Genomic DNA, 23,208 nt, shown 5'->3' on the forward strand with positions numbered 1-23,208 from the left:
TAGGGCCCCGCCACCCGACGAGAGCCGAGTGCCAACTACATGTCCTTCGACGTCCACCAGCTCGACACGTTCCTGCTGATCGGCGCCGGGGTCACCTTCCTGGCCGTGCTGGCCGTGCGGATGTCGTCCGGGGTCGGCCTCCCCAGTCTGCTCGTCTATCTGCTCATGGGCGTGGCCCTCGGCGAGTCCGGGTTGGGCATCGGCTTCGAGGACGCCCAGCTCGCGCACGCGATCGGGTTCGGTGCCCTCGCGGTGATCCTCGCCGAAGGTGGTCTCACGACCAACTGGCGCGATGCCCGCCCGGCGATGCGGATGGGCGTGTCCCTGGCGACCCTCGGCGTGGTCGTCTCGATCGCCGTGGTCGCCGTCGGTGCGCACTTCCTCCTCGGGCTCTCCTGGGAGCTTGCCATCCTGCTCGGTGCCGTCTGCTCGCCGACCGATGCCGCGGCCGTCTTCTCGGTGCTGCGCGTCGTCCCGCTCCCCAAGCGGATCACCGGCACGCTCGAGGCCGAGTCCGGCCTCAACGACGCGCCGACGGTCGTCCTCGTCACCCTGGTGTCGTCCGGTGCCGTCGGCGAGTACGGCCTGCTCGGCACGACCGGGATCGTCCTCTACGAGCTCGTCGCCGGCGTCGCCTTCGGGCTCGCGGCGGGCTTCGGCGGCGCCTGGGTGATGCGGCGCGTGGCGCTGCCGTCGTCCGGTCTCTACCCGATCGCGGTGCTCTGCCTGACGCTCATCGGGTACGGCGCCTCAGCCGCCGTGCACGCCAGCGGGTTCGCCGCCGTGTACGTCGCCGCGCTCGTCCTCGGCAACGCCGACCTGCCCCACCGCGCGGCCACCCGGTCGTTCGTGGAGGGCCTGGCCTGGCTGGCCCAGATCGGTCTGTTCGTCATGCTCGGCCTTCTCCTCTCTCCCGGGCGCCTCTCCTGGGAGACCATCGGCATGGCCGTGGTGGCCGGCACCCTCCTCACCTTCGTCGCCCGGCCGCTCTCGGTGGTGGTCAGCTCCGTCGTCCGGCCGATGAGATGGGCGGAGCTGGCGTTCCTCTCCTGGGCGGGTCTGCGCGGCGCGGTGCCCATCGTCCTCGCGACCATCCCGCTCGCCGAGGGCGTCGACGGGGCGACCCGGCTCTTCGACATCGTGTTCGTCCTCGTCGTCCTCGACACCCTGATCACGGCGCCCTCCCTCCCCCTGACGGCCCGGCTGCTGCGCGTCGCGCGCCGCTCGGAGCCGCGGGGCATCGAGGTCGAGGCCGCCCCGCTCGAACGCGTCGCCGCCGACCTGCTCCAGATCACGATCAGCCCGGTGTCCCGGATGCACGGTGTCGAGGTGGGCGAGCTGCGCCTGCCCGTGGGCGCCAACGTGTCGATGATCGTGCGGGAGGGGCACACGATGGTGCCGGAGCGTCGTACCGTCCTGCGTCACGGCGACGACCTCATCGTCGTCACCCCCCGCAAGCTGCGGGAGGCCACGGAGCAGCGGCTGCGCCAGGTCAGCGAGGGCGGCCGCCTCGCGCAGTGGCTCGAGGAGTGACCCCGCTCAGGTGACGTCGTCGGGGCCGCTGCTGAGCGGCGGCGTGCACACGTAGGTGTCGCTGCCGGCGGTCACCGTCGGGTTGCCCTCCACGACGCCCTGGAAGCGCTTGCCGACGACGATCGTCACGCCCGGGTAGCCCGAGGGCTGGTCGACGACGTCGACGTCGGACCCGAGGTACGACGCCAGCAGCAGTGTCGCGGGGTCGTCGGGGTCGTCGGACCACACCTGCGCCGCCACCGGTCCGTCCGGGTCGACGTTGCCGAGCTCGCCCTGGACGAACCCGAACTTGGCGAGCTTGTCCATCGTCTCGCCCGCGAGGCCGTTGGCGCCGCCGCCGTTGAGCACGGTCACCATCACCTGGGGAGGCGCGAGGTCGTCGCCCTTCGGGATGAGGGTGTCGGTGCACGGAGCCGCCTCGGCCTTCTCGGGGAACGGCTCGGTCACCCGGGACCAGCCCCAGGCGGTGCCGGCGACGAACACCACCGCCAGCGCGCCCATCGTGACGGCCGAGCGGCTGCCTGCCTTGACGTCGAGGCCCTCGGCCACCACTAGCCCTCCATCCGGATCACACGTGCATGCAGGACGTGGCGCTGCTGCAGTGCGGCGCGCAGGGCGCGGTGCAGCCCGTCCTCGAGGTAGTAGTCGCCGCGCCACAGCACGACGTGGGCGAAGAGGTCGCCGAAGAAGGTCGAGTCCTCGTCGAGCAGGGACGACAGCTGCAGCGTGTCCTTGGTCGTGACCAGCTGGTCCAGCCGGACCTGGCGTGGCGGCACGGCGGCCCACCCCTTGGAGGTGAGGCCGTGGTCGGGGTAGGGACGTCCGTCCCCCACGCGCTTGAAGATCACGGCTTCGGAGTCTACGGGGCGGCGGTTTCATCACGGGATGTAGACGTACGGTCACCTCCCGGGTGGAACTCCGCTACAGATGCTCGGATTCGCCTACATCCCGTGATGAAACCGCCGCCGTCCCGTGGTGAAGCCGCCACCCACGGCCCCTAGAGTGCCTCCATGACGCAGGAGCAGACGCCCACTCCCGACGCAGTACCGGAGACCGAGGCCCCCGAGGCCCCCGCGGCCGCCGCGGCCGCCGCGGAGAGGAGCCCGATCGAGGAGGCGGTCGCCCCCGGGTACGCCTTCGAGGGCCCCGCGCTCGAGCTGGGCGGCCTGATGACCGGACCCGACCAGCTGAGCGGCAGCACCATCCGGATCCCGCTCGCCATGCTGAACCGCCACGGTCTGGTGGCCGGCGCGACCGGCACCGGCAAGACGAAGACGCTGCAGCTGATGGCCGAGCAGCTGGCTGCTGCCGGCGTACCGGTCTTCGCCGCCGACATCAAGGGCGACCTGTCCGGCATCGCCACCGCCGGCGAGGCCAACGACAAGCTCCTCGCCCGCACGAAGTCGGTCGGGCAGGCCTGGACCGCGACCGCCTTCCCGGTCGAGTACTACGCACTCGGCGGCCAGGGCATCGGCATCCCGATCCGGGTCACCGTGTCGTCCTTCGGCCCGATCCTGCTCAGCCGGGTGCTCGGGCTCAACGACACCCAGGAGTCCAGCCTCGGGCTGGTCTTCCACTACGCCGACAAGCAGGGTCTGCCGCTGCTCGACCTCCAGGACCTGCGGGCGGTGGTCCAGCACCTGACCAGCGCCGAGGGCAAGCCGGACCTCAAGGAGCTCGGCGGCCTGTCGTCGGCGACCGCGGGCGTCATCCTGCGCGAGCTGATCGGGTTCGCCGACCAGGGGGCCGAGGCGTTCTTCGGCGAGCCGGAGTTCGACTCCGCCGACCTGCTGCAGCAGGCCCCCGACGGCCGGGGCTTGGTCAACCTGGTCGAGCTGCCCAACCTGCAGGACCGGCCGGCGATCTTCTCGACGTTCCTCATGTGGCTGCTGGCCGACCTGTTCCACGACCTTCCGGAGGTCGGCGACATCGACCAGCCCAAGCTGGTGTTCTTCTTCGACGAGGCCCACCTGCTGTTCAAGGACGCGTCGAAGCCGTTCCTCGAGCAGATCGCGCAGACGGTGCGGCTGATCCGGTCGAAGGGCGTCGGCGTCTTCTTCGTGACGCAGAGCCCGACCGACGTACCCGACGACGTGCTCGCCCAGCTCGGCTCCCGCATCCAGCACCAGCTGCGCGCCCACACGCCCAACGACGCCAAGGCGCTCAAGGCGACCGTCAACACCTACCCCAAGAGCGCGTACGACGACCTCGGCGAGGTCATCACGACGCTCGGCATCGGCGAGGCGATCGTCACGGTGATGGGGGAGAAGGGCGCCCCGACGCCGGTCGCCTGGACCCGGCTGCGCGCGCCCGAGTCGCTGATGGCGCCGAGCACGCCCGCGTCGATGGAGGCCACGGTCGCGGCCAGCCCGCGTCAGGCGAAGTACGCCGAGGTCGTCGACCGCGAGTCGGCCCGCGAGATCCTCGCCAAGAAGCTCGAGGAGGGCGCGCAGGCCGAGGCCGAGGAGAAGGCCGAGAAGCCCGCGGCCAAGGGCAAGCCGGCGCCGAAGGCGAAGAAGGACGACGGCAACGCGGCCGGCGAGATCGTCAAGGACGTGGTGAAGTCCTCGGCGTTCAAGCAGTTCATGCGCACCGCGGCCGCCGAGATCGCCCGCGGCCTGTTCGGCACCGCGCGCCGACGCAGGTAGGCACGGGGGACGCGCCCGTCGAACACCGCCGCCGGGCCACTCCTGCGTGAGGAGCCGGCCCGGCGGCGCGGGGCGGGTGGTCTCGGTCGAGCGGTCGTCAGGCGGTCCAGCGGATGGCGTCGTCGACGAAGTCGGCGAGCTGGTTCACGCCCCGCAGGTCGGTGCGCTCGTCCATCAGGCGCGAGAGCCCCTGGGCGTGCCGGCTGCGGAGGGCGGAGCGGCGGACGACGGAGCGGTCGACGGGGTCGAGGTCTTCGACGGACGTGAGGTGACGCCCTGCGGTCTGGGTCTGGGGGGAGGTCGTCTTCTTCATGTCCCCAAGCCTGCGCGGCGGAGGTTTCGGACGTTCGGCGTCGCGGTTACGAGACGGTGACCCGGGCTGTGAGCCGCACGACACTCATCGCCGGGTCGAACGCTCAGGCGCCGTCGATCCCGTTGAGCAGCAGGAAGAAGCCGACGATGCCGACGAGCGCGCCGACGACGCCGAGGCCGGCGCCGAGCAGGAGGCGCTGCCGCACCGGGCGCTCCCGGTCGAGCAGCGCCCGACCGAGGAGCGCTCCCGAGGCCGTGGTCAGCAGCACCTGCACCGGGACGATGAGGTTCTCGCCGGTGTCGGAGCCGTCGAGGACCAGCGCGCTCAGGGGCAGCGCCGCGCAGCCGACGAGGACCAGGACGACGACGAGGACGAGGGTGCGCACCGCGTCAGGATGACAGCACGTCGTACGCCTCGACCATCGCCGGGCCGTACCAGGTCAGCAGTCGCCCCGACACCAGCCGGGTCGGGACCCTCGTGAACGCCTCCGGGCCGTCGTCGGCGGTGAACACGTACGGCTCGTCGGGCAGCAGCACCAGGTCCAGGTCCGCCACGTCCAGGTCGGCCAGCTCCACGTGCGGGTAGCGGTCCGCGCCCTCGTCGTAGGCATTGGTCCAGCCGAGGCGGCGCAGCAGGTCGCCGGTGTAGGTGCGCGGGCCGACGACCATCCACGGGTCCCGCCACACGGGTACGGCGACCCGGCCGCGTGGTGCCGGTGGCGGCCCCTCCCAGCGGGCCCGGGCCTGCTCGAGCCACGCGGGCGCGGACCGACCGAGCGCCTCGTCGTACAGGCGGGCCAGCGAGGTGAGCGCCTCCAGCACCGTCTCGATCGCGGTCACCCAGACGGGGATCCCGGCGTCACGGAGGCGGCGCACGTCGAGCTCGCGGTTCTCCTCCTGGTTGGCGACGACCAGGTCCGGCGCGAGGGCCCGGATCGCGGCGAGGTCGGGGTTCTTGGTGCCCCGCACCCGGGCGACCGGGAGGTCGGCGGGATGGGTGCACCAGTCGGTGGCCCCGACGAGCAGGTCGGGCACGTCGGTCGCGAGCGCCTCGGTGATCGACGGGACCAGGGACACGATCCGGGTCGCGGGTCCGGGCAGCGGCAGCGCGTGCCCGAGGTCGTCGGTGGTCACCGGCCTATCATCCCCTCGTGAGCGCGATCCTCGGGTGGGCGGTCCTGGCACTGGTGTTCGTCGACGAGCTGCTGGCGATGGCTGCCTTCGGCGTCTGGGGCTGGGACCACGACCCGCGCTGGCTGCTCGTCTGGGTGCTCCCGATCGTCGCGATGGCGGTGTGGTTCTGCTTCGCGTCCCCGAAGGCGCCGTACGGCGGCCCGCTGGTGCGTCCGCTGGCCAAGGTCCTCGTCTTCGGCCTCGCCTGCCTGGCGCTGTGGGACGCCGGGCACCAGGACTGGGCGATCGCGCTGCTCGTCTTCTCGGTGGTCGTCAACGGGCTCGCGCAGCTGCCCGGCATCCGGGTCCTCGTCGACGAGCAGTAGCGCGTCAGAGCGGCTTGCGGGCCACGACGTACAGCCGCTCGGTGGTCTCGCCGCGGGCGAGCGCCGGCCCGCGGCGGTACCACTCGACGTCGACGAGCCCTGCCTGCTCGACGAGCGCGACGACGTCGGCCGGCTCGTGGAAGACCACGTCGAGGTCGATCTCGAGGTCGAACCAGGTGTCGTGGTGGCGCACCTCCGCGCCGGCGTGGAGGGCGAGCACCAGGAGCCCGCCGGGTCGCATCGGCCGCGTCAGCGCCTCGACGGCCCGGGGCAGCTCGGATGCCGCGAGGTGGATCAGTGAGTACCAGCCTAGGACGGCCGCCCACCCCGAGCCGTTGACCGGGCGCATGAGGGTGCGCAGGTCGCCGACCTCGTAGACGCCGTCCGGGTAGCGCTCCCGCGCCTGCGCGACCATCTCCGGCGTGAGGTCGAGGCCCGTGGCGTCGGCGCCTGCCTCGGCGAGATAGGCCGTGACGTGGCCGGGCCCGCACCCGACCTCGACGACGGGGTCGGTGCCGGCATGCGCGGCGACCCGGTCGAGCAGCCACCGCTCGAAGGGCAGGGCGTCGAGCTCGCCGGTCAGGGCCTCGGCGTACGCCGTCGCGACAGCGGCGTAGGACGCGCGCACCTTCGCGTCCCGGACCTCGGCACCGCCGGCAAGCACCGCGTCGCGGTCGACGGCCGGGGCCGCCGGGCCGGATGCCGCGGCCGGCAGGTCGACGGGCCCGAGGAGGTGGATCCACCGCGCGTCCTGCTCGCGGGGCTGCCTGGGCAGCACCTGGACGAGCGGCTGCGCGCGCTCGGCCAGCCGCCGCAGGCACGCCTCGACGGCACCGCGGTCGGAGAACGCGTGCAGCCGTTCGGCGCGGGTGCGGAGAGCGCCCGGCGGCTGCGGTCCGCGCAGCAGCAGCACGGTGATCAGGGCTCGCTCGTCGTCGGCGAGGCCGAGCCGCACCGCGAGGGTCTGGACGTACTTGAGCGTGCGCCGCCCGCGGTCGTCCCAGGTGACCGCGACGAGGTCGCGCTGCTTGAGGTCGCGCAGCGTGTGGTGCACGAGGTCGTCGTCGTAGTCCACGACCGGCTCGCGGCTGCTCTGCTGGTTGCAGGCGGTGCGCACGGCGGTGACCGTCATCGGGTACGACGCCGGCACCGTCACCTCCTTCTCCAGGAGGCTCCCCAGGACGCGTTGCTCCTCGGCCGTCAGGACGGGCAGGTCGGTCACGGTGCCGACCCTACCGATCGACCCGGCACGGCCGCGCCGTCCGTACGGATCCGCAAGGTCTCGGTGTGTGCGCGAGGTGAGTGCAGGCTCAGCCCGGGATCAGCGCAGGATCAGCGCAGGATCAGCGCAGGATCAGCGCAGGATCAGCGCAGGGCCAGACACCCCGAGGTGGCGGGCTCCCAGGGCATCGAGGCGTGCTCGGCGATGCGCTTGTCGAGCCCGGCGGCGACGTCGCCCGGCCACAGTGCGGTCTTGCGGTCGGCCAGCTCGACGCACAGGAAGATCTCCTCGAACACGCACGCCACCCGCTGGTTGGTGTCGTCGAGGATGAAGACGAGTGCGTGGGCGGCGCGCTCGGAACGGCCGAGCAGGCGCACTCGTACCGACATCTGGTCGCCGGTCCTCAGCTCGTGCTGATAGGTCAGGTGGTGCTCCGCGGAGAGGCACGCGAAGCCGCTGAGCATGGGCCAGTTGAACGGGATGCCGATGTCGTAGAGCGACTCGTCGAGGCCCTCGCTGCCGATGCCGAGGTAGTGCCGCACGTTGAGGAAGCCGTTGCTGTCTTCGAAGGCGCTGGGGACCGGCTGGACGGCGAAGGCCGGCAGGGTGACGAGCTGGTCGTACGTCGGCTGGGTGCTCATGCCGGGACCCTACTGAATCAGGATCCGGATTGGTGACGGGCCGGCCTGGCGGCGTACGATCGCAGGACAGATCCACTGCGTGTATCTACCTCGCGCCGGCTCGCCGGCGGTCCAAGGCGGCACCCGAGCCCCTGGACGAAGGACATGCCTGATCACTCCCCGACGCTGGTGCGCGCCGCCGGTCCGTCGTACTTCCCGATCGCGCTGGTCGCGCGGCTGCCCTACGCGATGATGGTCGTCGGGGTGCTCACCCTGGTCGTCGCGGGGCGGGACTCGCTCGCCTTCGGTGGGCTCAACTCCGCCGTGGTCGGTCTCGGCGCCGCGTGTGTCGGCCCCCTGCTCGGCGCGGCCGCGGACCGGTTCGGTCAGCGCCGGGTGCTGCTGGTCAGCGGGGTGGCGTCGACCACGGCGCTCGGCCTGATGGCGTGGGTCGTCTACAGCCCGCTGCCGGGCATCGCGGTCCTCGCGGTCGCGTTCCTGGTCGGCGCCAGCGCACCGCAGATCGCACCGATGTCGCGCAGCCGGCTGGTCCAGATCATCGGCGCGCGGATCGCCCCCGACCGCCGGTCGCGGACCTTCGACACGACGATGGCCTACGAGTCGGCGGCGGACGAGATCGTCTTCATCGTCGGCCCGTTCGTGGTCGGCATCCTCGGCACCGCGCTGGACCCGTGGGCCCCGGTCGCCGGTGCCGCGCTGCTCACCCTGGTCTTCGTGACCGCCTTCGCGCTGCACCCGTCGGCCCGCGCGGCGGCGGGCCTCGACGAGCGCGCGGCCCCGCCGGCGCCGGTCCGCGAGATCGCCCGTCCGGCGCTGCTGGCCGTGGTCGTCGGCATCCTCGGCGTCGGCCTGTTCTTCGGCTCGATGCTCACCTCGCTCACCTCCTTCATGGCCGACCACGGCAGCGCCGCGTCCGCCGGCCTCGTGTACGGCGTGATGGGCATCGGCTCCGCGGCGCTGGCCCTCGGCGTGGCGCTGTTCCCGGCGTCGTTCTCGCTGCGCGCCCGCTGGCTGGTCTTCGGGGCCACGATGCTGGTCGGCGCCGCCCTGCTGCCGTTCGCGTCGTCCGTCGCGGCGATGTGCGCGGTGCTGGTCCTCATCGGCTGCGGCATCGGGCCGACGATGGTGACCCAGTACAGCCTCGGCGCGCTGCGCAGCCCGGTCGGCCGGTCCGCCACGGTCATGACGATCCTCGGCTCGGCCGTCATCGTCGGTCAGTCCCTGGCCTCTGCCGTCACCGGCACGCTGGCCGACCGCGTCGGCACGTCTGCCGCCCTGGTGGTGCCGATCGCCGCCGCGCTGGTCGTCGTCGCCGCCGGTGTCGCGAACTGGGTGCTCTCGCCCCGACCGGCTCTCGTGCCCCCCGACCCGGCGCAGACTGAGCTCGAGATGACGCCGACCCGGCCCGTACTGACGCTGAATTGACGCTGACCCGGCGCAGATTGAACTTCAGTCTGCGCCGGGTCGGCGTACGGCCGGGTTCAGTCTGCGCCGGGTCGGCGTACGGCCGGGTTCAGTCTGCGCCGGGTCGGCGGGAAATCCGACTTGATCTGCGCCGGGTCGGGCGTCAGAAGAGGTCGGGGACCGTCCAGCCGTCGAGGTCGTACTCGCCGAGGAACTCGTCGGCGAAGCCCTTCATCTGGTCGACGATGCCCCGGTTCTGGGCGGCGAAGAGCAGCTCGGCCTTCACGTTCTCGTGGTTGCCGGAGTAGTTGCGCTCGTACAGCTCGTGGCGGCCGCCGAACTCCGTGCCGATCGAGTCCCACAGTGCCTTCATCACCTTGACCCGGTCGACGGCGGTGATGCCGTTGGAGCCGCGGACGTACTTGTCGAGGTACGGGCGCACCTCGGCGGACTTGAAGTCGGCGGCACCGGAGGGCAGGTAGATCAGGCCGGAGGCGACGTCCTGCTCGATGATCTCCTTGACCCGCGGATAGCCGTGGATCATGAACATCCGGTAGGTCAGGCCGTACTCGAGCTTCGGGATGACCGCGTCGCCCACCCACGGCTCGGGGTCGCGGGCCATCGACTCGGTCAGCGACCAGAACAGGTTGCGCCAGCCGATCACCTCGCCGACCCGGGTCTGCACGCCGCGGAAGTCCCCGGAGCCGGTCGCGTCGAGCGCCTTCATCAGCAGGCCGGCGATGAAGTCGAGCTTGACCGCGAGCCGGGTGCAGCCCTGGAAGGTGAACCGGGGCAGGAAGCCCGACTGCGGGAAGAAGGCGTTGATCCGGTCGACGTCGCCGTACATGAAGACGTTCTCCCAGGGCACGAGCACCTTGTCGAAGACGAAGATGGTGTCGTTCTCGTCCATCCGGCTCGAGAGCGGGTAGTCGAAGGGCGTGCCGTTCTGCGCCGCCTGCTGCGTGTACGACGTGCGGCAGATCAGCTTCACACCGGGCGCGTCCATCGGCACGGTGCAGATCAGCGCGAACTGCTTCTTGCGGATCGGCAGGCCGTAGTGCGCGATGAAGTTGTAGTTCGTGATGGCCGATCCGGTCGCGACGACCTTCGCGCCGGACACGACGAGGCCGGCGTCGGTCTCCTTCTCGACCTTCATGTAGACGTCGCCCACCTCGTCCGGCGGCAGGTTGCGGTCGACGGGCGGGTTGATGATCGCGTGGTTCCAGTAGAGGACCTTCTCCTGCGACTCGCGGTACCAGCGCTCGGCGTTGTCCTGGAAGGGCGCGTAGAGCTCCTTGTTGGCGTGCAGCGTGCCGAGGAAGCTGGCCTTGTAGTCGGGGCTGCGGCCCATCCAGCCCCATGTCATCTTCGCCCAGCGGGCGATCGCGTCGCGCTCCTTGAGCAGGTCCGCCGACGAGGTCGGGGTCTTGAAGAACGGCATGGTCACGCCGCCGTTGCCGGTGTCGGTGGGCACGGTGAGCTCGTCGACGTGCGGTCCGGTGTGCAGGGCGTCGTACAGGCGGGCGGTCATCCGGATCGGGTTGCGGAACGCCGGGTGGGTGGTGACGTCCTCGACCCGCTCGCCGTGGAGATAGATCTCGCGGCCGTCGCGGAGGCTCTCGATGTACTCGTCGCCGGTCATCGGCCGGGACGCGAAGTTGGTCTGCCGGTTGGCGGGCGAGCCGGCGGCCGGGTTGACGGTCGGCGGGCCGTCGTCCGGTACGGCGGTGGTCTCGGGGGCGAGGGTGTCGGTCATCGGGATCTCCTCAGTAGTGGGTGTCGGCCGGGACGAGCGCCCGTCCGTGGTGGAGGGGTGCGAACTCGGTGGTCGCGTCGAACCAGCCGGTGTGGGGGTCGTCCTGGCAGCCGAGCCACACGACGTCGGACGAGCGGCTGCCGATCTGGTGGAAGGCGCTGTCGTGGAACAGCAGGGGCGGTCGCCCGGTGGTGAGCACGTCGACCACCTCGCCGAGGAACAGCAGGTGGTCGCCGCCGTCGTCGACGCGCCAGGGGCGGCAGGTGATCGTGGCCGCCGTACCGCGCAGCGTCGGCGCGGCAGCGCCGTCGCACCAGGGGAGCGGGTCGGGGCTCGGCCGGCCGGCGAAGTGCATCGCCACGTCGACCTGGTCGGTGGCCAGGATGTTGACGGCGAAGGCCGCGCCGTCGAGGTACTGCGCCGCCTTCGACGTCCGGGTCAGCGCCACCTGGACCAGGGGCGGGTCGAGCGAGATCGGCGTGAAGGCGGTGACGGTCGCGCCGTGGTGGGCGCCGTCCGGCGTCCGGCAGGTGATCACGGTGACGCCGGTCGCGAAGCGGCCGAAGGTCGACCGCAGGGTGCGCGGGTCCATGGGCGCTCCTCCGTCGGGCTCGGGGACCGCCGGTGGTGGCGGTCACGGTGAGCCGGGACGCTAGGCCGGTACGACGGCCCCCGCGATCCACTCCGCGAAGGCCCTGTCCGGATTGCGCAGTGGGTTGGATCGGGTGCGTTTTCCGGATGACGGAGTTCGCCTACTGTGAGCGTTGTCACGCGAAGGGGGTGGATCATGAGCGCGACCGGCACCGTCTCCGCGTCCTCCGACGAGCTCGGCGACTTCTCCGACGCCGTGGCCCGTGCGTACTTCCCCCACCGGCTGCTCGTGAAGGGCCGCGCGACCGGGCCCGCCGACCTGCGCGCCGTCGACCTCGGCCCGGTGCGCCTGGCCCGGATCGGCTGGGGCTCAGAGGTCTCGGTCGAGTCCGACCATCCCGAGGCGTGGGCGGTCAACGTGCCCCGCAGCGGCGTCCTCGAGGCACAGATCGGTGCCCACCACGTGCTCTCCCTCGACGGGCAGGCCACGGTCTGCCCGCCCAACGAGGAGACCCGGATGACCCGCTGGTCGGCCGACTGCTCGATCGTCGGGATGCGCGTGGACCGGGCCTATCTGGTCGAGGAGGTGGCCGCTCTCGTCGGTCTCCACACCGATCGGCTCCCCGCCCAGCTCGACCTGCGCACCGACGGCGGCCGGGCTTGGCTCGGGCTGCTGGCCTCGATCGGCACCGAGGCGTTGCGCAACCCCGCCCTCGCGCGCGACGACCGGGTCGCCCGCCGGCTCGCGGCGACGCTCACTGCGGCCTTCGTCGCCGCGTCCTTCCCGGACGAGCCCGGCTGCGGCACGATCCGGCCCCGGATCGTGTCCCGCGTCGTCGAGGCGATCGAGGCTGACCCCGCGCGCGACTGGACCGCCGCCGAGCTGGCCCGCGAGGCCGGCGTCGGCATCCGCCGGCTGCAGCAGGGCTTCCAGCGCTACCTCGGCCACACCCCGACCCAGCACCTGCTCACGGTCCGGCTCGAGCGGGCGCACACCGACCTGCTCGCCACCACCGAGAGCAGCGTCGCCGACGTCGCCGGTCGCTGGGGGTTCGCCCACCTCGGACGGTTCGCGGCGTCCTACCGCGACCGGTACGGCGTCGCGCCGTCCGTCACGCTTCGCGGGCGTTAGCCGCCCTGCGCTCCAGCAGCGCGCGCTCGTCCGCGTTGCGGGTACGCCGGGCCGCCTCGGTGAACGCAGCGGCCGCCTCGGCGTGCCGGCCGGAGCGGTCGAGCAGGTCGCCGCGGACGCTGGGCAGCAGCGGCGAGTCGCGCAGTGCGTCGTCCGGCAGGGCGGCCAGCACGGCGAGCCCGGCGGCCGGACCGGCGGCCCGACCGTGGGCCACTGCACGGTTGACCTCGACGACCGGGCCGGGGGCGGCGTGGGCGAGGACGTCGTACAGGCGCGCGATACGCCGCCAGTCGGTCGCGTCGGCGGTCGCGGCCCGCGCGTGCTCGGCGGCGATCGCGGCCTGCAGGTAGTAGCGGCCGATCGGTACGCCGCGCGCGGCGATCTCCTCGGCGCGGGTGAGGGCGGCCAGGCCCCGGCGGATGAGCAGCTCGTCCCAGCGGCCGCGGTCCTGGTCGTCCAGCAGCACAGGTGCTCCGGCGGCGTCGGTGCGGGCGGGCAGGCGGGAGCCCTGGAGCTCGAGCAGCGCCTGCAGTCCGTGCACCTCGGGCTCGTCGGGCGCCAGCTCGGCCAGCAGCCGGGCCAGCCGGATCGCCTCCGCCACGAGGTCGGGCCGGGTCCAGTCGTCACCGGCCGTGGCGACGTACCCCTCGGTGAAGACGAGGTAGACGACCGCCATGGCGTCGTCGAGTCGCTCGGTGCGCTCGGCGCCGGTCGGCAGGTCCAGCTGGGCGCCGGCCTCGGCGAGGGTGCGCTTGGCGCGCGAGATCCGCTGGCCCATCGTGGCATCGGGCACGAGGAAGCCCCGCGCGATCTCGGTCGTGGTCAGGCCGCCGACCAGCCGCAGTGTCAGTGCGGCGCGCGACTCGGGCGTGAGCGCGGGGTGGCAGCACAGGAAGATCAGGCGCAGGACGTCGTCCTCGATGTGGTCCACCTGGGCATCCAGGTCGGGCATCGGGCTCACCTCCCCTGCGGCCTGTGCGGCATGGCCGAGCTCGTCGGTCTTGCGGCGCAGCGTCTCGGCGCGCCGGATGTGGTCGATCCCGCGGCGCTTGGCGGTGGTCATCAGCCAGGCCGCCGGATTGTCGGGGACGCCCTTGCCTGGCCACTGCTCGAGGGCGGCGACCAGCGCGTCCTGCGCGATGTCTTCGGCGAGCTCGACGTCCCGGGTCATCCGGGCCAGCGCGCCGACCAGGCGCGCCGACTCGAGCCGCCAGGTGGCGGTGATCGCGTCGGCGGTGGTGGCGTCGGCCATGCGGCCAGCCTAGGGCTGGCCGCACGGCAGGCGCCGTCAGTCCCGGCTCAGCCGGGCTCGGCTCGGCTCAGGCGGCTCAGGCGTCGGACGGGGTCGGCCCCTCGTCCGGGATCTGGCGCAGGCTGGCGACCATCGAGCACTCGGGCCAGTGCTTCGCGTGCAGGTCGGCGAACTCCTGCTGGCCGGCGATCGCCTCCTCGAGGCTGTCGTACTGCAGCAGCGCCCAACCGCCGACGGCCTCCCGGGCCTCGGCGTAGGGGCCGTCGACCCGGGTGACCTCGCCCTTGCGGACCACGAAGTTCACGGCGTCCTCGAGGCCGAACAGGCCGCCACCGTCGAGGAAGTGGCCTTGCTGCGCCTGCTCGCCGATGTAGGTGTCCATCGCGTCGAACAGCGCCTGCGGCGGGTTGCCCTGTCCCTCTTCCATCCGCACGAAACCCATGAAACGCGGCATCTCGATCAGTCCTTCTTCTCGTAGGTGAGTGCTTACGAACCTACGTCGAACGACCGACCGGGGTTTCGACATCGGGTCTGGAACTGTCTCATCCCGTGATGAAGCCGCAGCCCGGCGAGCCTCAGACGTTGCGGCGGTACTGCCCACCGACCTCGAAGAACGCCTCGGTGACCTGGCCGAGCGAGCAGACCCGGGCGGCATCCATGAGGACGGCGAAGATGTTCTCGCCGTTGGTCGCCGCCTCCTTGAGCCGGGTGATGGCAGCGGTGGCGTCGTCGGTGTGGCGGGCCTGGAAGTCGCGCAGTCGGACCAGCTGGGAGTCCTTCTCCTCGGTGGTGGCGCGGGCCAGCTCGATCTCGTCGGGCGTGCCGTCGCCGCTCTCGGGCGCCCGGAAGGTGTTGACGCCGATGATCGGCAGGGTGCCGTCGTGCTTGCGGTGCTCGTAGAGCATCGACTCGTCCTGGATCCGGCCGCGCTGGTAGCCGGTCTCCATCGCGCCGAGGACGCCGCCGCGCTCGGAGATCCGGTCGAACTCGGTGAGCACGGCGGTCTCGACGAGGTCGGTGAGCTCGTCGACGACGTACGAGCCCTGCAGCGGGTTCTCGTTCGACGCCAGGCCCCACTCGCGGTTGATGATCAGCTGGATCGCGAGGGCGCGGCGCACCGACTCGGTCGACGGGGTGGTGACGGCCTCGTCGTAGGCGTTGGTGTGCAGCGAGTTGGCGTTGTCGTAGATCGCGATGAGCGCCTGCAGCGTGGTGCGGATGTCGTTGAAGTCCATCTCCTGCGCGTGCAGGGAGCGTCCGGACGTCTGCACGTGGTACTTCAGCTTCTGGGAGCGCTCGTTGGCGCCGTACCGGTCGCGCATCGCGATCGCCCAGATCCGGCGGGCGACCCGGCCGATCACGGTGTACTCCGGGTCCATCCCGTTGGAGAAGAAGAAGGACAGGTTCGGTGCGAAGTCGTCGATGTCCATGCCGCGCGCGAGGTACGACTCGACGTAGGTGAAGCCGTTGGCCAGGGTGAACGCGAGCTGGCTGATCGGGTTCGCCCCGGCCTCGGCGATGTGGTAGCCGGAGATGGACACCGAGTAGAAGTTGCGCACCTGCTGCTGGATGAACCACTCCTGGATGTCGGCCATGCAGCGCAGTGAGAACTCCGTGGAGAACAGGCAGGTGTTCTGGCCCTGGTCCTCCTTGAGGATGTCGGCCTGGACGGTGCCGCGCACCGTCTTGATCGCCTCGTACGGGTCGAGGCCGCGCTCGCGGGCCTGGTCCATCGCGGCGTTGAGGTAGAAGGCGAGGACCGTCGGAGCCGGGCCGTTGATCGTCATCGACACCGAGGTGCTGGGGGCGAGCAGGTCGAAGCCGTCGTAGAGCGCCTTCATGTCCTCGAGCGTCGCGACGGAGACGCCGGAGGTGCCGACCTTGCCGTAGATGTCGGGCCGCTCGTCGGGGTCGCGGCCGTAGAGGGTGACCGAGTCGAAGGCCGTCGAGAGCCGGGTGACGTCGTGGTGCGCGGAGAGGAGCTTGAAGCGCTTGTTGGTGCGGAACGGGTCGCCCTCGCCGGCGAACATCCGCGCCGGGTCCTCGTCGGCGCGCTTGAACGGGAACACGCCCGCCGTGTAGGGGAAGTGGCCGGGCAGGTTCTCCCGCCGCCAGAACCGGACGAGCTCGCCGTGGTCCTCGAACCGGGGTACGGCGACCCGCGGCACCCGGTTGCCGGCGAGCGACGCGCGGCCCTTGGTCGCGGTGTCCTCGTCGTACGACGCCACGACGCCCGGCCACGCGGCGAGCTGGTCGCGGACGTCGAGGGGGAGGTCGTCGTTGGCGCGGGCGGCCGCGGCGGCGAGGTCCTCGATCACGCCGACCTGCTCGGCGAGCTCGTCGGCGACGGCCGTGAACCGCTGGGCGCGCCTGGCCTTCTCGACGAGGACCTCGGTCTCGGCGTGGTAGCCGCGGATCGTCTCGGCGATCTCCGCGAGATAGCGCACCCGGTCGGCGGGCAGCACGGTCTGGATGCGGGTCGACCTCTTCCCCTCGACCGGGGCCAGCAGACCCTCGCCCACGGGGAGGCCCCGGCCGGCGAGCAGGCCGCGCAGGTGCTGGTAGAGGGCCGTCACGCCGTCGTCGTCGAAGGTCGCCGCCGACGTGCCGAAGACCGGCATGTCGGCAGGCTGCTGCCCGAACGCCTCGCGGTTGCGGACCATCTGCCGCCCGACGTCGCGCATCGCGTCCGCGGCGCCGCGGCGCTCGAACTTGTTGATCGCGACCGCGTCGGCGAAGTCGAGCATGTCGATCTTCTCCAGCTGCGAGGCCGCACCGAACTCGGGCGTCATGACGTAGAGCGAGGTGTCGACGAACGGCACGATCGCGGCGTCGCCCTGGCCGATGCCGGGGGTCTCGACGACCACCAGGTCGAAGCCGGCGGCCTTGATCACGGTGAGCACGTCGACCAGGTGCTCGGGGACCTCGTGGGCGCCACGGGTGGCGAGGCTGCGGAAGTAGACCTGGTTGCGGTCCAGGCCGTGACCGGACAGGTCGAGGCTGTTCATCCGGATCCGGTCGCCGAGCAGCGCACCGCCACCCTTGCGCCGGGTCGGGTCGACGGCCAGCACCGCCACGCGGACCTTGTCCTGCTGGTCGACCCGCAGCCGGCGTACCAGCTCGTCGGTGAGGCTGGACTTGCCGGAGCCGCCGGTGCCGGTGATGCCGAGGACGGGTACGGCGTGGGCCGCGGCCGCCTCGGAGAGCCGGTCGAGCAGGTCCTGGTCGAGCCGGCCGAGCTCGGCACCCGTGATCGCCCGGGCGAGCGCCGCGCGGTCACCGCTGAGCACCTGCTCCGCGGTGACGCCGCCGGTCTCCCACAGGTCGGTGTCGCACGCCTCGACGACGGTGTTGACCATGCCCGGCAGGCCGAGGCGCTGGCCGTCCTCGGGCGAGAAGATGGTGACGCCCGAGCTGCGCAGCCGGTCGATCTCGTCGTGGACGATGACGCCGCCCCCGCCGCCGACGACCTTGATGTGGCCGGCGCCGCGCTCGCGGAGCAGCTGGGTGAGGTACTCGAAGTACTCCACATGCCCGCCCTGGTAGGACGACACGGCGATGCCCTGCACGTCCTCCTCGATCGCGGCCTCGACGACCTCGGCCACCGAGCGGTTGTGCCCGAGGTGGATCACCTCGCAGCCCTGGCTCTGGAAGATCCGCCGCATGATGTTGATCGAGGCGTCGTGGCCGTCGAACAGGCTGGACGCCGTCACCAGGCGGACGGGGTGCTGCGGGACGTGCAGGGCGTGCTCGGGCATCGGTCCTCCAAACTCCTTGGACCTCCGATAGTAGGACGTCCAAGTAATCTGGAAAAGTCCCCGCATGGCTTAGGGTTCGGAGTCGTGCCCGAGTCCCGCCTGCCGTTCGACCCGATCGACCGTGCCGGCGATCTCTGGGAGGAGCACTTCGGCGACGCGACCGCGATGCGCCTGGCCACGTCGGTGATGCGCGTCCAGCAGCTGATGATCGCGGCGCTCGACGCCGCGCTCAAGCCCTTCGGGCTCACCTTCTCCCGCTACGAGGTGCTGGTCCTGCTGCTGTTCAGCCAGCGCGGATCGCTGCCGCTCAGCAAGATCGGGGAGCGGCTGATGGTGCACCCCACCTCGGTCACCAGCGCCATCGACCGCCTCGAGACCCAGGGGTTCGTCGTCCGCGTCCCCGACGAGGCCGACCGCCGTCGTACCCTCGCCCGGCTCACGCCCGAGGGCCGGGCCGTCGTGCGGAAGGCGACCACGGCGGTCACCGCGATCGACTTCGCCGTCACCGGCCTCAGCGGCGACCAGCAGTCCGAGGCCTACGGCCTGCTGCGGCAGGTCCGTCAGGCCTCGGGCGACTTCGCGGAGTGACGCCTCCGGGCGACCTCAGTAGACCGTGATCCGCAGCGCCCGCATCTTGGCGTAGAGGGTGGTCCGCGAGATCCCCAGCGCCTGGGCGGCCTTGACCTTGTTGCCGTCGTGCTCGCGCAGCGCCTCCACGATGACGGTGCGCTCGGCGCGGTCGATCGGGGCCAGGCGGCGGGACGGCTCCTGGGTCCGGTAGGCCTCGGGGAGCACGTCGAGGACGACGGCTCCGGTGCGTTGGTGGCGTACGACGTGCTCGACCACGGCACGCAGCTCGCGCAGGTTGCCCGGCCACGGCTGGGAGGAGAGGGCGCCGAGGGCGCCGGGCGTGAAGTGGAGGGACGGGTCTGCGCCGAGCTCGACTAGCATGGCGCGGACCAGCTCGGGGATCTCGTGGGGCCGGCCGGAGAGCGGGGTGAGCAGCCGCCGCTCGGTGCACTCGCCGGCCAGGGCCGCGGCGCGACCGGTGAGACCGTCGACGGGGCCGCTCACCAGGACCAGGCGCGGCGCCCGGCGCTCGGCCAGGTGGGAGGCGACGAGGTCGAGGAGGTCGTCGGGGAGCAGGTCGACGCCGTCGACGCACACCGAGCCCTGGCCGGCCCGCACGAGGGCGGCGAAGTTGCGGGCCCAGGCGTCGGAGCCGTCGAGCAGCGCGGACGCCGCGCTCAGGACGGCGACCGGCTGGAGGTCGGCGAGCCGCCGGGCCTCGGTCGAGCGACCGGAGCCCGGCGGGCCGGAGACCAGCAGGGGCGCGTGCGTGGCGCCCGCCTCCGCGACCGGGCGGGGTCGCCGGGGCTCGCGGTGGGGCTCGACGTGGAGGAGCGCGCCGCCGCGGGCGCCGCCGACGCGCGCCGCCTCGACCCGGACCTCCAGCCCGGACTCGAGGGTCAGGTCGATCGACGCCTCGTCGCGGACGTCCGAGGCCAGCATCCGCAGCAGCGCCACGTCGGTCGAGCCGAGCAGGTCCGCGGCGGCCTGGTTGGACATCAGCAGGTCGTTGCCGATCGCGACCACCGCCCGCCGCCGGCTGGCGGCGGCCTGGAAGGCGGCGAGCAGCTGCTTCTCGGAGACCCGGCTCCCGTCCAGCAGCCGCTGCTCGATGTCCGCCACGGCGCGGGCCACGAGGGGCGGCAGGAGCGGGCTGGCCTCCTCCATCAGCGCCGTGATGTCGAGGACGCCCTCGATCCTGCGGGTCGTGGGGTGGAAGATCGGGTGGCCGTAGCAGCTGAACCGGCGCAGGGCCACGGCGAAGTGCTCGCGGCCGTTGACCGAGATGCTGGTCCGCGTCTCCAGGACCGTGCCGAGCGCATTGGTCCCGACCGCCTCCTCCAGGAGTGAGGCGCCGACGTCCAGGCCGAGATTGTCGAAGGCGCGGCGGGCTCCCGTGTCACCGCACCAGCGCTGCGCGATCCGACCGTCGCGGTCGACGAGGAGGGTGCCGAACATGGTGCCCTCGAGCTGCTCGTTGAGCTCGTCGAGCACCGGGGACGCCGCCATCTGCAGGGGAGTCGTGTGGTCGACGTCGCCGTACGTCAGGTGGTCCAGCGCCGAGCCCGGGGTCAGCCCGGCGAGCTCGGCGCGTCGCCAGGACTTCGCGATCGGGTCGCGGAGGTCGTCGTGTGTCTCCGTCGTCACGCGTCTCTCCCTGGGTCGGCTCATCGTGGCGGCCGTCACAGTATGCGAACCAGGGTTGGGAGGCGGTTGTCCAGTTTCTGAACACTCGTGCGCGGCCGGTCTTGCGAGTGTGGCGGGCATCACCCCAGCCCGTCCCGGCGAGATCAGGAGAACCTCATGAAGACCAAGGCCGCAGTCGTCTACGAGACCGGCAAGCCGATCGTGATCGAGGAGCTGACCCTCGACAAGCCCCGCGAGGGCGAGGTACTGATCCGCTACACCCACGCCGGCCTGTGCCACTCCGACGTCCACATCGCCCACGGCGACCTGGAGGCCAGGCTGCCGATGGTCCTGGGCCACGAGGGCGCCGGCATCATCGAGGAGGTCGGCCCCGGCGTCACCCGGGTCAAGGTGGGTGACCACGTCGTGTGCTCGTTCATCCCCAACTGCGGCACCTGTCGCTACTGCGCCAACGGCCAGCAGTCGATCTGCGACATGGGCGCCACCATCCTCGACGGCTACCTGCCCGGCGAGCGCTTCCCGATCACCGGGCCGGCCGGCGACTACGGCGCGATGTGCATGCTCGGCACGTTCAGCCAGTACGGCGTGATCCACCAGAACTCCTGCGTCAAGGTGGACGACGACCTGCCGCTCGAGAAGGCCGTGCTGGTCGGCTGCGGCGTGCCCACCGGCTGGGGCGCCGCGGTCAACACCGCGGAGGTCAAGGCCGGCCAGACCGTCGTCATCATGGGCATCGGCGGCATCGGCATCAACGCGGTCCAGGGTGCCGCGCTGGCCGGGGCGAAGAACGTCATCGCGATCGACCCGCTCGCCAACAAGCGCGAGAAGGCGATGGAGCTCGGCGCCACGCACGCGTTCGAGTCCGCCGAGCTCGCCATGGAGACCATCACCAACCTGACCCGCGGCCAGATGGCCGACTCCGCCATCCTCACGCCCGGCCTGATGACCTCCGAGATCGTCTCCGACGGCTTCAACGCGGTGGGCAAGGGCGGCAAGGTCGTGCTGACCGGCCTCAACAAGCTGGAGGAGACGAACATCCAGCTGCCCGGGTCCGTGCTCACCCTCTACCGCAAGGAGCTGCGCGGCAGCCTCTTCGGCGACTGCAACCCGACCGTCGACATCCCGCGGATCCTCGGCCTCTACCAGGCCGGCGACCTCAAGCTCGACGAGATCGTCACCCGCACCTACACCCTCGACCAGGTCAACGAGGGCTACGACGACCTCCTCAACGGCAAGAACATCCGCGGCGTCGTCATCCACGAGCACTGATGACCGCTGTGCTCGCGGCGCTCGCGGTCGTCGACCGGGCGCGGGAGACCGAGCTCCTCGAGGCGGCACTGGCCAGCGGCGCCCACGTCGTCCTCGAGGGGCCTCCCGGCACCGGCAAGACCACGCTGCTGCGCCGGGTCGCGGCCGGCCGGGACCGCTCGTTCGCACTGGTCGAGGGCAACGCGGAGCTGACCCCGGCCCGGCTGGTCGGCCACTTCGACCCCGCCCTGGTGCTCAGCCGGGGCTACCAGCCGGACGTCTTCGTCGACGGCCCGCTGCTCACCGCGATGCGCGAGGGCGGGCTTCTCTACGTCGAGGAGCTCAACCGGGTGCCCGAGGAGACCCTCAACACGCTGCTCACCGTGATGTCCGAGCGGGAGATCGTCGTACCCCGGCTCGGGGCGGTGCGCGCGGCACCAGGCTTCGCGGTCGTCGCCGCCATGAACCCGTACGACGCCGTCGGCACCGCGCGGGTGTCGTCGGCGGTCTACGACCGCACCTGCCGGATCGCGATGGGCTACCAGTCCGCCGAGGCCGAGGCGCAGATCCTCGCGCAGCGCGCGCCGGTGCCGTCCGACGGCTGGCGGGACCGGGCGGTCGCGCTGGTCCGGGCCACCCGCGAGCACCCCGAGCTGCGGGTGGGCTCGTCGGTGCGCGGCACCATCGACCTGGCCGGGATCAACCATCAGCTGGCCCGGGCCCGGGATGTGGCCGAGGACGACTGGCGCAGCGGCCTGGACGCCGCGCTGGTGGCGCTGAGCGGCCGGGTCCGGGTGGACGAGTCGTCGACCCGGCGGCCCGAGGAGGTCATCACCGATCTCTATGTCGCGCACTTCGGGCCGGACCCCGACCAGGCGACCGACGCCCCCGAGGCGGGGGAGGAGTCCCGCTCGGGGGAAGCCTGAGCCCGCCCCCTGCGGGGGCGGGCGGAACGCCACCGTCCCCACCGCCCGCCTCCCGGCGGGGACGCCCGGACCGGACGCACGGTCGCTCCGAGCTGGCCCGGAACCCGCGCTTCGAGGAGCTCTCGCCGGAGGTCGGCGAGCTCGACGTCGAGGCCGTGGAGGCAGCCGTCGCCGAGGATCCGGACGACGTGCTGCCGCTGCTGGCGCTGATGAGCCGGGCCACCGATCCCGCGCTCCGGGCGCGGGTGCAGGCCCTCGTGCCGCGGCTCGTGCTCGAACGCGCGCGCAGCGGACCGCACGGCCGGATCGGCGCAGGCCGGCTGCGACCGGTCCGGGCCGACCGCGGCGGTGACCTCGACCTCGACGCCTCGCTGGAGGCGGTCGCGGTGGCGCGCGGAGAGGGGCGTCCGCCGTCCCTCGACGAGCTCACGTCGTCGGTGTGGGAGCGGCCGGCGACCGCGCTGTGCCTGCTCGTCGACCGGTCCGGCTCGATGGACGGGCAGCGGTTGGCGACCGCCGCGATGGCCGCCGCGGCCTGCGCGCTGCGGGCGGCGGAGTCGGGAGGCGAGCTCGCCGTCGTCGCCTTCGACCGCCGGGCCGAGGCGGTGGTCGTCCTCGGGACGGCGAGCCCCGCCCGTCGTACCGTCGAACGGGTGCTGGGCCTGCGCGGCCACGGCATGACCTCGCTCGACGCCGCCCTGCGCGCCGCGCGCGAACAGCTCGCCGGGGCGCGGGCGCGGCGCCGGATCACCGTGCTGCTCTCGGACTGCCGGGTGACCGACGACGTCGATCCACTGCCCGCCGCGCGCGCGCTCGACGAGCTGTTGATCGTCGCGCCGGCGTCGGACGACGACGAGGCGCGCCGATTCGCCCGCGAGGCCGGTGCCCGGGTCGCCTCGCTCGACAGGCTCGCCGAGCTCCCCACGGTGCTCGACACCCTGCTCGCCCCCTAGGGATGGGGGATTGTCCAGAACCTGAACATCCCCGGGCCTCCAGCGAGACGACGCTCACTGCGACACCCCCATTCCGACCGATCCAGTTCACCCCGTTCATCCCGACCACGGAGGAT

Annotated in this window: 22 protein-coding genes; 9 read left to right on the forward strand and 13 right to left on the reverse strand. The window is 72.2% G+C overall.

Translation table 11 applies throughout. The annotated features are described in order from the left end of the window. Window positions 1–39 precede the first annotated feature (39 nt). Complete coding sequence (locus KVF89_RS19300) at window positions 40–1,533, forward strand: potassium/proton antiporter (protein ID WP_257427801.1); 1,494 nt, start codon at window positions 40–42, stop codon at window positions 1,531–1,533. Window positions 1,534–1,539: 6 nt separating this feature from the next. Here KVF89_RS19300 and KVF89_RS19305 read toward each other — a convergent pair whose 3' ends face one another. Together KVF89_RS19305 and KVF89_RS19310 are read right to left on the reverse strand one after the other, a co-directional pair. Further along, window positions 1,540–2,082, reverse strand: coding sequence for a LytR C-terminal domain-containing protein (locus KVF89_RS19305; protein WP_257427803.1), 543 nt, complete (start codon window positions 2,080–2,082; stop codon window positions 1,540–1,542). A gap of 2 nt (window positions 2,083–2,084) precedes the next feature. Then, a complete protein-coding gene (locus KVF89_RS19310) occupies window positions 2,085–2,381 on the reverse strand; it encodes a type II toxin-antitoxin system VapB family antitoxin (RefSeq protein ID WP_218233206.1) in 297 nt (98 codons plus the stop codon). Window positions 2,382–2,543: 162 nt separating this feature from the next. Between KVF89_RS19310 and KVF89_RS19315 the strand changes: the two genes are divergently transcribed. Continuing rightward, window positions 2,544–4,181, forward strand: coding sequence for a helicase HerA-like domain-containing protein (locus KVF89_RS19315; protein ID WP_257427805.1), 1,638 nt, complete (start codon window positions 2,544–2,546; stop codon window positions 4,179–4,181). A gap of 97 nt (window positions 4,182–4,278) precedes the next feature. On the opposite strand, the gene KVF89_RS19320 is transcribed toward KVF89_RS19315, so the two are convergent. The 3 genes from KVF89_RS19320 to KVF89_RS19330 form a co-directional block, all read right to left on the reverse strand. Then, a complete protein-coding gene (locus KVF89_RS19320) occupies window positions 4,279–4,494 on the reverse strand; it encodes a hypothetical protein (RefSeq protein WP_257427806.1) in 216 nt (71 codons plus the stop codon). Between the two features lie 103 nt (window positions 4,495–4,597). Then, window positions 4,598–4,879, reverse strand: coding sequence for a hypothetical protein (locus KVF89_RS19325; RefSeq protein WP_257427807.1), 282 nt, complete (start codon window positions 4,877–4,879; stop codon window positions 4,598–4,600). Between the two features lie 4 nt (window positions 4,880–4,883). Beyond that, window positions 4,884–5,627, reverse strand: coding sequence for a helical backbone metal receptor (locus tag KVF89_RS19330; RefSeq protein WP_257427808.1), 744 nt, complete (start codon window positions 5,625–5,627; stop codon window positions 4,884–4,886). Window positions 5,628–5,644: 17 nt separating this feature from the next. Here KVF89_RS19330 and KVF89_RS19335 point away from each other — a divergent pair, with 17 nt between their 5' ends. After that, complete coding sequence (locus tag KVF89_RS19335) at window positions 5,645–5,992, forward strand: YrdB family protein (protein WP_257427809.1); 348 nt, start codon at window positions 5,645–5,647, stop codon at window positions 5,990–5,992. 4 nt (window positions 5,993–5,996) lie between these two features. Here KVF89_RS19335 and KVF89_RS19340 read toward each other — a convergent pair whose 3' ends face one another. After that, window positions 5,997–7,214 carry a DUF480 domain-containing protein gene (locus tag KVF89_RS19340; RefSeq protein WP_257427811.1) on the reverse strand — a complete coding sequence of 406 codons (1,218 nt, stop codon included), beginning with the start codon at window positions 7,212–7,214 and terminating at the stop codon, window positions 5,997–5,999. 143 nt (window positions 7,215–7,357) lie between these two features. Continuing rightward, a complete protein-coding gene (locus KVF89_RS19345) occupies window positions 7,358–7,855 on the reverse strand; it encodes a thioesterase family protein (protein ID WP_257427812.1) in 498 nt (165 codons plus the stop codon). A gap of 144 nt (window positions 7,856–7,999) precedes the next feature. Here KVF89_RS19345 and KVF89_RS19350 point away from each other — a divergent pair, with 144 nt between their 5' ends. Further along, a complete protein-coding gene (locus tag KVF89_RS19350; RefSeq protein WP_257427814.1) occupies window positions 8,000–9,280 on the forward strand; it encodes an MFS transporter in 1,281 nt (426 codons plus the stop codon). Window positions 9,281–9,422: 142 nt separating this feature from the next. Here the strand turns inward: KVF89_RS19350 and KVF89_RS19355 are convergent, their stop codons facing one another. Together KVF89_RS19355 and KVF89_RS19360 are read right to left on the reverse strand one after the other, a co-directional pair. Then, on the reverse strand, window positions 9,423–11,015 hold the full coding sequence (locus KVF89_RS19355; RefSeq protein ID WP_257427815.1) for a 4-hydroxyphenylacetate 3-hydroxylase family protein: 1,593 nt from the start codon (window positions 11,013–11,015) through the stop codon (window positions 9,423–9,425). Window positions 11,016–11,025: 10 nt separating this feature from the next. Continuing rightward, window positions 11,026–11,607 carry a flavin reductase family protein gene (locus KVF89_RS19360; protein WP_257427816.1) on the reverse strand — a complete coding sequence of 194 codons (582 nt, stop codon included), beginning with the start codon at window positions 11,605–11,607 and terminating at the stop codon, window positions 11,026–11,028. Window positions 11,608–11,802: 195 nt separating this feature from the next. Between KVF89_RS19360 and KVF89_RS19365 the strand changes: the two genes are divergently transcribed. Further along, entirely contained in the window at window positions 11,803–12,738 is a 936-nt protein-coding gene (locus tag KVF89_RS19365; protein ID WP_257427818.1) for an AraC family transcriptional regulator, read from the forward strand. Here the strand turns inward: KVF89_RS19365 and KVF89_RS19370 are convergent. The 3 genes from KVF89_RS19370 to icmF form a co-directional block, all read right to left on the reverse strand. Then, window positions 12,719–13,990, reverse strand: a complete 1,272-nt coding sequence (locus tag KVF89_RS19370; RefSeq protein WP_257427820.1) for an RNA polymerase sigma factor — start codon at window positions 13,988–13,990, stop codon at window positions 12,719–12,721. The genes KVF89_RS19365 and KVF89_RS19370 overlap by 20 nt on opposite strands. Window positions 13,991–14,066: 76 nt before the next feature. Further along, window positions 14,067–14,444 (reverse strand): YciI family protein, encoded by a 378-nt coding sequence (locus KVF89_RS19375; RefSeq protein WP_257427822.1) that lies wholly within the window; start codon window positions 14,442–14,444, stop codon window positions 14,067–14,069. Window positions 14,445–14,565: 121 nt separating this feature from the next. Further along, entirely contained in the window at window positions 14,566–17,748 is a 3,183-nt protein-coding gene (icmF, locus tag KVF89_RS19380) for a fused isobutyryl-CoA mutase/GTPase IcmF (protein WP_257427824.1), read from the reverse strand. 84 nt (window positions 17,749–17,832) lie between these two features. On the opposite strand from icmF, the gene KVF89_RS19385 reads away from it, so the two are divergent. Beyond that, complete coding sequence (locus KVF89_RS19385; protein ID WP_257427826.1) at window positions 17,833–18,336, forward strand: MarR family winged helix-turn-helix transcriptional regulator; 504 nt, start codon at window positions 17,833–17,835, stop codon at window positions 18,334–18,336. Window positions 18,337–18,351: 15 nt separating this feature from the next. On the opposite strand, the gene KVF89_RS19390 is transcribed toward KVF89_RS19385, so the two are convergent. Continuing rightward, window positions 18,352–19,965 (reverse strand): sigma-54-dependent Fis family transcriptional regulator, encoded by a 1,614-nt coding sequence (locus KVF89_RS19390; protein WP_257427827.1) that lies wholly within the window; start codon window positions 19,963–19,965, stop codon window positions 18,352–18,354. A 156-nt stretch (window positions 19,966–20,121) separates the two neighbouring features. On the opposite strand from KVF89_RS19390, the gene KVF89_RS19395 reads away from it, so the two are divergent. The 3 genes from KVF89_RS19395 to KVF89_RS19405 all read left to right on the forward strand — a co-directional run bounded on the left by KVF89_RS19395 (window position 20,122) and on the right by KVF89_RS19405 (window position 23,092). Further along, window positions 20,122–21,234 carry an NDMA-dependent alcohol dehydrogenase gene (locus KVF89_RS19395; RefSeq protein ID WP_257427828.1) on the forward strand — a complete coding sequence of 371 codons (1,113 nt, stop codon included), beginning with the start codon at window positions 20,122–20,124 and terminating at the stop codon, window positions 21,232–21,234. Continuing rightward, complete coding sequence (locus KVF89_RS19400; protein ID WP_257427829.1) at window positions 21,234–22,139, forward strand: AAA family ATPase; 906 nt, start codon at window positions 21,234–21,236, stop codon at window positions 22,137–22,139. The genes KVF89_RS19395 and KVF89_RS19400 overlap by 1 nt, the downstream gene beginning before the upstream one ends. A 155-nt stretch (window positions 22,140–22,294) precedes the next feature. Beyond that, the gene (locus KVF89_RS19405) at window positions 22,295–23,092 is read left to right on the forward strand and encodes a vWA domain-containing protein (protein WP_257427830.1); all 798 of its coding nucleotides are present in this window, start codon (window positions 22,295–22,297) and stop codon (window positions 23,090–23,092) included. The last annotated feature ends 116 nt before the right edge of the window (window positions 23,093–23,208 follow it).

The organism is Nocardioides carbamazepini (assembly GCF_024614185.1).
GTDB lineage: Bacteria > Actinomycetota > Actinomycetes > Propionibacteriales > Nocardioidaceae > Nocardioides > Nocardioides carbamazepini.